This is a genomic window from Thalassobaculum sp. (genome assembly GCF_040219615.1).
In the GTDB taxonomy this organism is placed as follows: Bacteria; Pseudomonadota; Alphaproteobacteria; order Thalassobaculales; family Thalassobaculaceae; genus Thalassobaculum_A.
In genome coordinates this window covers 1-11837 of the sequence record NZ_JAVJSE010000005.1, presented here as the reverse complement: position 1 = coordinate 11837, position 11837 = coordinate 1, and the positions used below count along the sequence as shown (strand labels likewise).

Here is an 11837-nt window from a genome sequence, read left to right as displayed (position 1 = left end):
GCATCGGCTGAGGGCCTATGCCTCCTCGACTGCCGGCAGGTCGAGCGCCGATCGCAGCCGCCCCTCGCCGCGCCGATAGAGGGTCGAGTAGGAGGCTGCCGCCAGCAAGTCGGCATGCGGCACGAACGCCTCGAACCGCTTATTGAACGGGATCGTCCCGCAGCCCGGTACATGGCAGTCCGGCTTGCCCTTCGGGCAGGTGTTGAAGTTGCACAGCCGTCCCAGATAGCGGTCGGTCCCCGGCTCGATCAGGAACACCTCCACTTGGTGGTTGGCGACCTGGAGACCCTGCACGCCCTGGAACGCGTCGCGCAGGGCGCGGTCGCGGGTCCGCCGCAGATCGCCGAGCCGGTCCTGCGACGAGATCCACACCGCCAGGTCAAGGTCCTTGCACTCGTGCCAAACCTCAATGCCGGCCCGGCGGAACTCGCGGAAGCGCGGCACCTCCTTCCACAGCCGCTTGGCGACCGAGCCGATGACGGCGACCGCCTCCACCTCCGGGAACACCATGAAGGCGTCGGCGACCACGTCGGCCGCCACTCGGAACTGGTGCTGCTGCGCCAGCAAGTAGCGGTTCTGTGCCTCGATTTTGGAGCGGCGCATGGCTTCACCCCAGCAGTTTCATGAAGTTGTGTTTGCGGCGGTGCCGGCTCTTCAGCCCGACTACGAAGGTAGCCTGCCGACGACTGCCCTGCAGCGTCGCCGTGCGCGCGAACACCGTGTCGCCGGCGCGCCGGCGCAGCGCCTCGAGGTTAAAACGAGCATCGGCGTCGCTGGTCACGGACATTGCTGGCAAAGTGGTCGGGTCCGGTGCGCGGCTGGACTCACACCAGCCATGCAGAGGCGGCCGCGTCAATCGGGAGGTCGCACCGACGTCGTGATGATATCATGACCCATCGCCTGACGGCCGGACACCTCGAACCAGCCGGCCCTCCCGGATCGCGCCCGGCGATCATGGCGATCTCGTCGCCGAGTTTGTCGCTCCGGCCAGCGTCAACGACATGGGCCTCGACCACGATACGGCGCACCTGCGCCTGAAGGATTTTCGGCGACGCACGATCCACAGTCTCCATGGCACCGTGACGCTGCGGGTTCCACGCCTGAGCTGTCGATCGAACCCCGGAGGGAACGCTCCGGATTGGCGTCAACGGACTTCGTTCACGTAGCGGTGTCGGTCCGTGATGGCACAGTGCCGGGCGAAAAGAGTAGGCGCTCCCGATTGATCGTACGCGACCTCGTCGATGATCAGAACGGCGGCCGGCGGCGTCAGGCCCAGTACCTCCGCGTCTTCGGGCGAGGCCAGCTCGGCGGCAAGCTGCTCGCGCACCGCCGAGATCCGGATCCCGTAGCGCTCGAGAAGGAACAGGTAGAGGAGCTCGGGCACGTCGCCGGCTGCAGCGGGGAACCCCGGCACCCTGGCTGCCGGCAAGGTGAAACGGTCGACCATTACAGGGTGGCTGTCGACATGACGGGTCCGCCGGATACGCACCACCTGCGCACCCTCGGCGAGCTGCAGTTTCTCGGCCTCGTCCGACCTGGCCGCCGCAGTCTCCAGCGACAGCACGCGGGCGCGTGACTTCACCAGCGCGCCGTCGAGGCCGTGCAGGCGGAAGAACTGGAAAAACAGGCGCAGGCTGTGGTGCGGGGTGCGGCCGGTGACTACCGTGCCGGTCTTCCGGCGTCGCGCCAGGAGGCCCTCCGCCGTGAGGTCCGTGAGCGCACGTCGCACGGTCCCGACCGCGACCCCAAAGCTCTGGGCCAGGGCGACCTCGCTCGGCAACACTGTGCCCGGCACCCATTGGCCGATCAGGATCGCCTCCGACACCTGCCGCTTCACGATCTCGTAGAGCGGCGCACTGTCACTCTCGCTCAGCCGCCCGATCGGCGAGCCGGCACCGGCCTCGACCTGCGGTTCGCCGGAGTTTTTGTCGTTGACAAACGTCATGCTTCCTCACTTCAATTTCTATATAGTTTATATGAAAGAGACGGATATGGGAGAGACTTCGTCGACCCCAGGTGGTTGCTCCGGTCGGCTCGCGCAGGCGTGGGACGCTATCGCGGCCGACACCACCACCATCGTCGACGATCTGTCCAGGTTGGTCTCCCTCGACACCTCGTTCCCGCCGGGCGACGGCTACACCGCCTTCGCCGATCTCGCCGAGGCCATGCTGGCGCCGCTCGGCTTCCGGTTCCGCAGGGTGTCGGTCCCTGAAGCCCACTGGCGGGCACCTGACGGCAGCGCGCGGGGTGAACGTGTCAATCTGATCGCCGCGCGTCGGTCGGGCCGGCCGGCATGCAGCCTGTACTACCACGTCGACACCGTGCCGTCGGGCGACGGCTGGTCGATGTCGCCGTTCGCCCTGACCCGGCACGGCGACCGGCTGTACGGCCGCGGTACCGCCGACATGAAGGGCACCATCGCGGCGACCCTGGCGGCCCTGCGCGCGATCGACCGGTTCGGGCTCGAGCTCGCCTTCGATCCGCTGCTGCTGCTGTGCACCGACGAGGAGGGCGGCCTCTACCCCGGCATCCGCTATCTGGCCGAGCAAGGGTTGATCGAGGGCCACCTGCTCAGCTTCAACGGCGGAGCGGCGCCGCGGATATGGGCCGGCTGCTTCGGCAGCATCGACATGCTGGTGCGGATCCACGGGCGCGGTGCGCATTCCGGCGACCCGGTCGGCGGCATCAATGCCGCCGAGGAGACGATCCCGCTCCTGAACGCGCTCATGCGGCTGAAGGCCGAGGTCGAGACCCGGACCTCGGCCCTGCCGCCACCGCCGCACTGGCAGGGTCGGCCGCTGCACGCCCGCCTGACGATCGCCGCCATGCATGGTGGCCACAAGGGATCGTCGCTGCCGGCGCGGTTCGAGGTCTTGGTCAACCGCCGCTACGCGCCGGAGGAGCCCTTCGACGCCGTGATGGCCGAGCTCGACGCCACGATCGCCCAGGCGATGGCCGGTTCGCGCGCGCTCGAGGTCGAGACCCATCTGGTCGGTCATCTGGCACCGGTGTCGGATCCGACCGGGCCGCACTGGCCGCGCTGGCAGGCCGCCGTCGGCCAGGGCTTCGGCTATCCGCCGTCGGCGTTCCGGGCCTGGGGCTCGTCGACCAGCTCCGACATGGGTTTCGTCCAGCAGGCCGGCATCCGGGAGATCCTGCTCGGCGGCCTGTCGCGGCCCGGCAGTAACACCCATGCACCCGACGAATTCACCACGATTGCGGACCTGGTCGCGCTGGCACGCGCCGTCCTGCTGTACCTCAGCCGCGACTTCGGCGCGGCGGGCTCGCCTGAACGACGGATCGCAACGGACCAAGGAGTGGGACAATGAACCGATTCACAAGCCTCGATCGCCGGGCCTTCCTTGCCGGAACCACCGCCCTCGGGGTCGGCGCACTCGGGGTCGGCGCCCTCGGCGGGCTGGCCGTACCCGCCGGACGTGCGCTCGCCGCGACACCCAAGCGCGGTGGCGCATTGCGGGTCAGCATCGACCAGGCGGTCGCCAAGCTCAACCCGCTGCTGGTGCGCGTGAATCCGGAATATCTCGTGGCCGAGCTGCTGTACTCCAGCCTGACGCGCCTCAGCGTGGACATGGCGGCCGAGCCGGATCTCGCCGAATCCTGGATGTCGTCGGACGACCTGTCGGTGTGGACCTTCACGCTGCGGCCGGGGCTGACCTTCCACGACGGCAGCGCCTGCACTGCCGCCGACGTCGTCGCCACCTTCGAGGCCATCCTTGACCCCGCGACCGCGTCGCCCGGACGCAAGAACGTCGGGCCGATCCAGTCGATCGCCGCCAAGGACGACCGCACCGTGGTGTTCACCCTGACCGGGCCATATGCCGACCTGCCGGTGACGCTGGCCTACACCAACGCCAAGGTGGTGCCGGCGGCGGTCATCAAGGGCGGGCTCGACCGGCTCGCCAACGAAGCGGTCGGCACCGGACCGTTCAAGCTGGTCAGCTTCGAGCCGGAGCGGCTGGTCGTCGTCGAGCGCAATCCGGCGTTCTACGATAAGGCGCGGCCGTATCTCGACCGGATCGAGATCGTCGTCCACCCGGATGCGACGTCGGCCGGGTCGGCGCTGATCGCCGGGGACATCGACATGATGATGTCGGTATCGCCGACCGAGTTCGGCCGTCTCGGCAGCGCGTCGGGCGTCAATGTCATGCGCACCCCGTCAGGCCAGTTCTGCAACGTCAACATGGCGTGCGACCAGAAGCCCTTCGACGATGTCCGAGTCCGGCAGGCGCTCGCCCTGACCGTCGACCGCAAGGCCATGGTCGACTTCGTCACCGAGGGTTACGGCACGCCGGGCAACGACTCCCCGCTGAGCTCGGCCTACCGGTTCTACAGCGACCAGACCCTGAAGCAGCCGGACATCACCAAGGCCAAGAAGCTGCTGGCCGACGCCGGCCATGCCGACGGGTTGTCAGTCACCCTGATCGCCTCTGATCGGCCGGCGGTCCGCACCCAGCTGGCGGTCGCGTTGCGCGAGATGGCGAAGCCGGCCGGCTTCGACATCGACGTCCAGACCATGCCGCACGCCACCTATCTCGATCAGGTCTGGAAGAAGGGCGCGTTCTATGTCGGCTTCTACAACATGCAGCCGACGGCCGACGCGATCTTCTCGCTGCTCTACACCTCCGACGCGGCCTGGAACGAGACCCGCTGGAACAACTCCGCCTTCGACAAGGCGGTGGCCGGCGGCCGCTCGACCGCCGACGAGGCCAGCCGCCGCGTCTTCTACGCCGAGGCCCAGAAGCTGATGCACGAGGAGGTGCCGTCGATCATCCCGGTGTTCTTCGACCTGCTCGGCGCCAAGCGCGACTATGTCGAGGGCTACACGCTGCACCCGCGCGGCGCGGTGTTCCGCCTCGACCACGCGTCGCTCGGTGCCGGTGCGCCGAAACGCGCCTGAGCGACCCGAGCCGGAAGCGGAGAGCCCGTGTCCCTCGCCTATCTCCTCAAACGCTGCGGCCTGATCCTGTACACCCTGGCCGTGGTGTCGCTGATCGTCTTCGCCATCACGCAGGTGCTGCCGGCCGATGCCGCGGTCATGCTGCTGGGGGAGAACGCGACGCCGGAGGCGCTGGTGGCGGTGCGCGCGAGACTCGGGCTCGACGCGCCGGTCTGGGTGCAATACGGCCACTGGCTGTCCGGTGTGGTGGTGGGCGACTTCGGCGTCTCGCTGCGCACCGGGCTGCCGGTCGCCCCCACCATGCTGGAGGCGCTCGGCCGGTCGCTGGTGCTGGCCGGGCTGTCGATCGCCCTGATGCTGGTCGTCGCCGTGCCGCTCGGCATCATCGCCGCGGTCCGCCGCGGCCGCCTCGCCGACGTGGCTGTCAGCGCGGTCTCCTATATCGGCGTCTCGGTGCCGGAGTTCGTCACGGCCACCATCGTGGTGCTGCTGCTCGCCGACTGGGCCCAGCTCCTCCCCGCCACCGGCTATGTGCCGCTGACCGAGGACCTGGGCCGAGGCCTGGCCCATCTGGTGCTGCCGGTGATCACCGTGTCGGTGATCCTGGTCGCGCATGTCTCGCGGATGGTCCGCTCCGAGCTGGTCGACGTCCTGCACACCGATTACATCCGCGCCGCCCGCCTGAAGGGGCTGTCGGATCGCACGGTGCTGTTCAAGCACGGGCTGCGCAACGCGCTGCTGCCGACCATCACGATCGTGGCGCTCGACGTCGGCTACCTGCTGGGCGGCGTGATCGTGGTCGAGGAGATCTTCGCCCTGCCCGGGATCGGCCGGCAGCTCATCGTCGCCATCCAGAGCCGCGACCTGCCGTCGATCCAGGCCGGCGCGCTGATCATGGCGGCCACCTACTCACTGGCCAGCTTCCTCGCCGACATGGCCTACGCCTGGCTCGACAAGCGGATCCAGTATGACTGAACTCCTCGCCCGCCTGGCCCGCTCCCCGCAGGGCGCGCTCGGCCTCGCCCTGGTCGCCGTCGTGGCGGCGATCGTGGTCGCCGGCCCGATGCTGGCCCCGTACGGCCCGGACACCATGTCGGTGCTGACGCGGTACCAGTCGCCGGGCGTCGGGCACTGGCTCGGCACCGACCAATACGGCCGCGACATCCTGAGCCGGCTGCTGTACGGCGCCCGCGCCACCGTCCTGATGGCGCTGCTGGCGACCGCGCTCGGCACGCTGGCCGGCGCCTGCCTCGGCACCACCTCGGCATTCCTCGGCGGTCGCGCCGACGAGGCGATCATGCGGACGGTGGATGCCGTCATGTCGATCCCGAGCCTGCTGTTCGCCCTGCTGATCGTGAATCTGCTGGGCAAGAGCAGCCTGAACGCGCTGGTGGCGATCGGCATCGCGTTCGCGCCGGGCATGGCGCGGATCACCCGGTCGGTGGCGCTGGCAGTGCGCAAGCAGGATTATGTCAGCGCTGCGATCGCACGCGGCGAGTCCAGCGCCTACGTGGTGTTCCGCGAGATGCTGCCGAACGTGGTGGCACCGGTGGTCGTCGAGATGACGATCCGCGTGGCGTTCGCGGTGATGCTGTTCGCGACCCTGAGCTTCCTCGGTCTCGGCGCGCAGCCACCGGCCTCGGAGTGGGGGCTGATGGTGGCCGAGGCGCGCCGCTACATGCACCTGAGCCCGTGGATGATCCTGTGGCCGAGCCTGGCGGTGGCACTGGTGGCGATCGCCTTCAACCTGCTGGGCGACGGCCTGCGCGACGCCCTGAACCCGCGAACCTGAGGGGATGGGCGTGGCGCACACCCTCGAGATCCGGGACTACACGCTCGATTACGCGACCCCGAAGGGCGCCGTCCACGCGCTCGAGGCGATCGCGCTGACCGTCGACCGCGGCGAGGTGCTGGGGCTGGTCGGGGAGTCGGGCTCGGGCAAGACCTCGCTGGCCTGGGCGATCCTGCGGTACCTGCCGGCGAACGCCATCGAACGCCGCGGCGACATCCGACTGTCCGGCCGGGACCTGCGCGCCGCGACCCCGGCCGAGCTGGGCGCCATCCGCGGGCGCCGGATCGGCATGGTGTTCCAGGATCCCGGCACCTCCCTGAACCCGACCCTGCCGCTCGGCGAGCAGCTCGCCGAGGTGCTGGTCCGGCACCGCGGGCTGACCCGCCGCCAGGCCTGGCGCGAGGGCGAGGCGATGCTGGCGCGGGTCGGCCTGAAGACCCCGGCCGACATGATGCGGCGATACCCGCACGAGGCGTCGGGCGGCGAGAAGCAGCGTGTGGTCATCGCCACGGCATTCGCCTGCCAACCCGAGCTGATCGTGTTCGACGAGCCGACGACCGCGCTCGACGTGGTGACCGCCGGCCAGATCCTCGACCTGTTCGGCGAGCTGCAGGCCGAAACGGCGGTGGCGTCGCTCTACATCTCGCACGACCTCGCCCTGGTCTCGCGGGTCGCCGACCGAGTTGCGGTCATGCATCGCGGCCGGATCGTCGAGCAAGGCGAGGTCGGATCCGTATTCGCAGATCCGCACGAGGACTATACGCGGCACCTGATCGCGGCGGTGCCACGCCCGGACCGCCGCCTGGTGCCGGCCGGGCCGACGGCGGCGGTGGCACCGCTGGTCGAGATCCGCGACGTCGGCGTGCGGTATGGCCGGCCGTCCATCGTCGACAGCCTGCTCGGCCGGGCCGCGCGGTCGGTGGTCGGCAACCGGGCGGTCAGCCTGACCGTGCGGCCGGGAGAGATTCTCGGTGTGGTCGGCGAATCCGGGTCCGGTAAATCGACGCTCGCCAAGGCGTTGACCGGCCTCAACCGGTTCGAGGGCGAGATCAGGCTCGACGGCCGCCGCGTCACCGGGATCGGCGACATGGACCGCGACTACCGGCGCGCCGTCCAGATCATCTTCCAGCATCCGGACTCCTCGTTGAACCCGCGCCAGCGGATCCGCGAGATCCTGTCGCGCCCGCTGGAGATCTACGGCGACTCCGAGGGCCGGGAGCGGGCGGCGGCGATCACCGACCTGCTGGCCCAGGTCCAGCTCCCCGCCGACTACGCCGGCCGGTTCCCACACCAGCTCTCCGGTGGCGAGAAGCAGCGCGTGGCGATCGCCCGCGCCTTCGCCTCGCACCCCAAGCTGGTGATCTGCGACGAGATCACTTCCGCACTCGACGTCTCGGTTCAGGCGGCCGTGGTCGACCTGCTGGTCGAGCTTCAGCGCCGCCACGGCACCGCCTACCTGTTCATCACCCATGACCTGAACCTGGTCCGCCAGATCGCCCACCGGATTGCCGTCATGTACCGCGGAGACCTAGTCGAGCTGCTGGAGGCCGACGCGTTCGACTCACCCCGCCACCCCTACACCCGCACCCTGATCGACGCCGTGCCGACGCCGGCCGGCTGACCCCTTACCGAAGCAAGAGGAGTCCGTCATGGACCGCCAAGCGCTGCTGGCGCAGATCGACGAGAAGGCCTGTCTCGACTTCCTGGCGCAGATGGTGCGCCACAAGAGCTATTCCGAGACCGAAGGCGAGCGCGTGCTCGCCGGCTTCATGGTCGAGCGCATGCGCGAGCTCGGCCTGGATGCCGCCCTGCAGCCGGTCGAGGGCGCGCGGGTCAACGCCATCGGGCGGCTGAAGGGACAGGGCGGCGGCAAGAGCCTGCTGTTCAACGGCCACCTGGACACCAACCCGGTGACCGAGGGCTGGACGGTCGATCCCTGGGGCGGGGTGATCGACGAGAGTTTCATCTACGGCATCGGCGTCTCGAACATGAAGTCCGGCGACGCCGCTTATTTCTGCGCCGTGAAGACGCTCATCGACGCCGGTGTGAAGCTCAAGGGCGATGTCGTGCTGACCTACGTCATCGGTGAGCTGCAGGGCGGGGTCGGCACGGCGGCGGCGATCCGCCAGGGGGTGAAGGCCGACTACTTCATCAACAGCGAGCCGACGGACCTGCAGGCGCTGACCATGCATGCGGCTGCCGCAACGTTCGTCATCGAGCTGACCGGCGTTACCCGCCACCTCTCCAAGCGAGAGGCGGCGGTCGACGCCATCACCGCCGCCTGCGACCTGATCCCACGACTGAACGCGATGACCTTCTCGGGCGCCCGCAGCGACGAGCATCGATCGATCAACCGCTGCCACGTCGGGGTGGTGCACGGCGCTCTCGGCCGCGATCTGCAGGAATGGCGACCACCGCAGGTCGCTGACTTCGTGCGCATCAAGGGCTCGGTCCGTTACGCTCCCGGCCAGAGCGAGTCCGGCGCGCTCGCCGACATCCGCCGCGAGCTGGATGCCCTTGAGGCGCGTTTCCCCGGCCTGCACGCCGAGGTCAGCTCGGAGACTGTCGCGGGTCGGCCGGTGATGCCGCCGTTCGAGGTCGCCCGCGACTCCCGGATCGTCACAGCGCTGAACGCCGCCTACGAGGCGGTGCGCGGCGAGCAGCAGCCGACCGGCGCGATCACCCCGCCGGGTTTCTACGGCACCGATGCCGGCCACCTCTATGAGCTGGCCGGGATGGAAGGTGTCGTATGCGGCCCGGGCGGGCGCTACAACACCATGCCGGACGAGCGCGTCGATATCCCCGACTATCTCGACATGGTCCGGATCTACCTGCTGACCATTCTCGACATCTGTGGGATCGCCTGAGACCGCGATGTTCGCACAGAATTCAGCGTCGGGGACCGTTCCAAACGTGGGGGTCGGACGGCCTTGCCCGTTCTTGCGATCGGTCGGATGCGAGGCATCCGTGGATCGGCCGCGACGGGAGCCGTAGATGGGTTGGAAGCTCGAACTGGTGGAGACGAGCCCGGCCTCGGGGGCTCGCCGCATGGAGGTTGCCTGGCTCGGCGAGGTCGTCTCTCCGGCCAGCGTCGACGGCATCGGCCTCGACCACGGCGTGGCGCAGCGGCTGCTCGGCGACAACCAGCATGCTGTCGTGGCACTCCAGGAGGCGGCCCTGCAGGCGGAAGCCGACCGGCTGCGCCGGCTCGACCCTGCTGCTGAAAGGACTTGCTGACCGCCTGCGCCAATAGCAACCGCTACCGTCGAATTGGCGACGATGGCATACTTACCCTGGACACATACACTGCGTGGGGGCTTTCCGGGAGCATGTCAAAGCAGCGTGAAACAGGTATGAAGAAAGTCTTTGATTTCTACGCAGAATGGCTGCACCCGAAAGACGACCTTAACCACTACCATCCTCCTAGCGGAGAAGAGGTGTATTTCGTTTGGGGTGGTATCTTTTTGTCTTTGCTCCTGGCAGTGACGGGATTAGTCAATGGATGGAGCATTGGCGGGTTGGGTGGAGCTATTCTATTCACTCCAATTGGATTTGCATTTGGCGGGTACATAGGATACTTTGGTATTTTTTTCCTCCTGAGCGCATTGGAAGGCGTAGCCGCTGCACTGGTTGTCGGGACTGGCGTAGCAATCGTAGTGGGAATTGTCTTCGGGGTTGGCTATGCTATCTCGTTACTGTGAAGCTTAGGCATCTAACAAAGGCAATTTCTATTTACTATTATTTAGATCACCACAATCTTGATTACAACGCAACCACTTGGCCTACCCCACCCTGGTCTCCGAATGAAGGCGCTGGGCGAACGAAACGGGAACCGCTAGACTCCGGAACCGGCCTGCTGGCTCATGATCGTCTGGGTAGCGAATGACCATCCGCCGCACTCTCGTCGTGTCGACGCCCTTCGCGGGCAGGATCGCCCGGCTCGCCGTCGCCAGGGCCGGGTTGCCGGGCGCCCGTATCATGACGATCGTCGACCTCGCCTCGCGGCTTGCCGGCGGCTTCCTTCAGGTTCCGACCCGCAGGGCGCTGCAGGAGGCCGTGACCGCGGCCCTGCTCGAGAACGGGCTTGGCGATCTGGACGAGGTGCGCGACCTGCCCGGTATGAGCCGGGCCGGAGTGACGACGCTGAACCGGGCCTGGGCCGCCGGTATTGATCTGTCCGTTCGCCAGGATGTGCATCCGAGGCGCGGCGCGGTGTCGCTGCTCGAAGAACGGGTACTCGATCGGCTGCCGGCGTCCATGCGCCGGCCTTCGGACATTGCCAGCCTTGCCCGGGCCAACCTGTCTCACGCCGCGGCGGTGCTCGGTCCGACGGTCTTCGAGCGGGTGCCCGATCTCGACCCTTGCTGGCGCGAGCTGATCGTCGATCTGGCGAACCACGTCGAGGTGACCTGGCGCTCGGGAACGCGGCCAGTGCCCCCCTGGATCGAAGGCACCGCCATTCGGCTGGAGACTACCGCGGCGTGCGAACCGGCGATTTCCGGTGAGTCCTGTGCCAGCCCCCGGCACGAGGCCCTCGAAGCGGTCCGCTGGGCCCGGGCATTGATGGCGACGGGTGTAGCCCGGCCCGAGGAGATCGCCATCGCCGCGGCCGACCCAAGCGACTGGGATGCACACATCCTGGCCTTGAGCGACGACGCGAACATCGACATTCACTTCGCACACGGCCGACCGGTGACAGGTCTCGCGGAAGGGCAGGCCTGCGCGGCGCTGGCCGACATCCTGCTGAACGGCCTGACTCAGGACAGGGTTCGACGCCTGGTCTCGCTGACCCGTGGCCAGTGCCCCGCCTTCGACGCGCTGCCGGACGATTGGCACCGCGCCCTGCCACCGGACGCTCCTCTGCTCACCCTCGACCGTTGGCGCCAGGCTCTCGACAAAGCCGCTGCCGACGGACATGACGTTCGAGTTCCCCTCCTCGGCGTGCTCGAACGACTGGAACATGGTGCCGCCCAGGCCCTGGAGACCGGCACCTTCATTCTGAGGGGTTTGGCGCTCGCAATCTGGCAGAAGGCCCTCGAAGAAGGGCCCGCCAATGCCCTCGACATCACGCTGCAGACGCTGCGAACGAGTGACGGTCTGGAACCGGGAGCCCACGTCGCGTGGATG

General features: G+C 68.2%; 12 protein-coding genes. 9 read left to right on the top strand and 3 right to left on the bottom strand.

Annotated features, from left to right (window positions below; genetic code table 11):
- Positions 1-15 precede the first annotated feature (15 nt).
- The 3 genes from RIC31_RS01845 to RIC31_RS01835 form a co-directional block, all read right to left on the bottom strand.
- Positions 16-603, bottom strand: a complete 588-nt coding sequence (locus tag RIC31_RS01845) for a hypothetical protein (protein ID WP_350100568.1) — start codon at positions 601-603, stop codon at positions 16-18.
- Positions 604-607: 4 nt separating this feature from the next.
- Positions 608-781, bottom strand: a complete 174-nt coding sequence (locus RIC31_RS01840; protein WP_350100563.1) for a hypothetical protein — start codon at positions 779-781, stop codon at positions 608-610.
- 363 nt (positions 782-1144) lie between these two features.
- Positions 1145-1945 carry a GntR family transcriptional regulator gene (locus RIC31_RS01835; RefSeq protein ID WP_350100560.1) on the bottom strand — a complete coding sequence of 267 codons (801 nt, stop codon included), beginning with the start codon at positions 1943-1945 and terminating at the stop codon, positions 1145-1147.
- A 46-nt stretch (positions 1946-1991) separates the two neighbouring features.
- On the opposite strand from RIC31_RS01835, the gene RIC31_RS01830 reads away from it, so the two are divergent.
- The 9 genes from RIC31_RS01830 to RIC31_RS01790 form a co-directional block, all read left to right on the top strand.
- Positions 1992-3329: a M20 family metallopeptidase gene (locus RIC31_RS01830; RefSeq protein ID WP_350100551.1), complete on the top strand. Its 1338-nt coding sequence runs from the start codon at positions 1992-1994 to the stop codon at positions 3327-3329.
- Positions 3326-4918 carry an ABC transporter substrate-binding protein gene (locus tag RIC31_RS01825; protein WP_350100538.1) on the top strand — a complete coding sequence of 531 codons (1593 nt, stop codon included), beginning with the start codon at positions 3326-3328 and terminating at the stop codon, positions 4916-4918. The genes RIC31_RS01830 and RIC31_RS01825 overlap by 4 nt, the downstream gene beginning before the upstream one ends.
- Positions 4919-4945: 27 nt before the next feature.
- The gene (locus RIC31_RS01820) at positions 4946-5893 is read left to right on the top strand and encodes an ABC transporter permease (RefSeq protein WP_350100517.1); all 948 of its coding nucleotides are present in this window, start codon (positions 4946-4948) and stop codon (positions 5891-5893) included.
- A complete protein-coding gene (locus RIC31_RS01815) occupies positions 5886-6710 on the top strand; it encodes an ABC transporter permease (RefSeq protein WP_350100512.1) in 825 nt (274 codons plus the stop codon). Before RIC31_RS01820 ends, RIC31_RS01815 begins: the two co-directional genes overlap by 8 nt.
- Before the next feature lie 10 nt (positions 6711-6720).
- A complete protein-coding gene (locus RIC31_RS01810) occupies positions 6721-8331 on the top strand; it encodes a dipeptide ABC transporter ATP-binding protein (protein ID WP_350100508.1) in 1611 nt (536 codons plus the stop codon).
- A gap of 28 nt (positions 8332-8359) precedes the next feature.
- Positions 8360-9577: a M20 family metallopeptidase gene (locus RIC31_RS01805; protein ID WP_350100504.1), complete on the top strand. Its 1218-nt coding sequence runs from the start codon at positions 8360-8362 to the stop codon at positions 9575-9577.
- Between the two features lie 127 nt (positions 9578-9704).
- Positions 9705-9947 carry a hypothetical protein gene (locus RIC31_RS01800; protein ID WP_350100500.1) on the top strand — a complete coding sequence of 81 codons (243 nt, stop codon included), beginning with the start codon at positions 9705-9707 and terminating at the stop codon, positions 9945-9947.
- 92 nt (positions 9948-10039) lie between these two features.
- Positions 10040-10411 carry a hypothetical protein gene (locus RIC31_RS01795; protein WP_350100497.1) on the top strand — a complete coding sequence of 124 codons (372 nt, stop codon included), beginning with the start codon at positions 10040-10042 and terminating at the stop codon, positions 10409-10411.
- 181 nt (positions 10412-10592) lie between these two features.
- Positions 10593-11837, top strand: a 1245-nt coding sequence (locus RIC31_RS01790; protein WP_502989816.1) for a hypothetical protein, incomplete at its 3' end; no start/stop codon positions are given.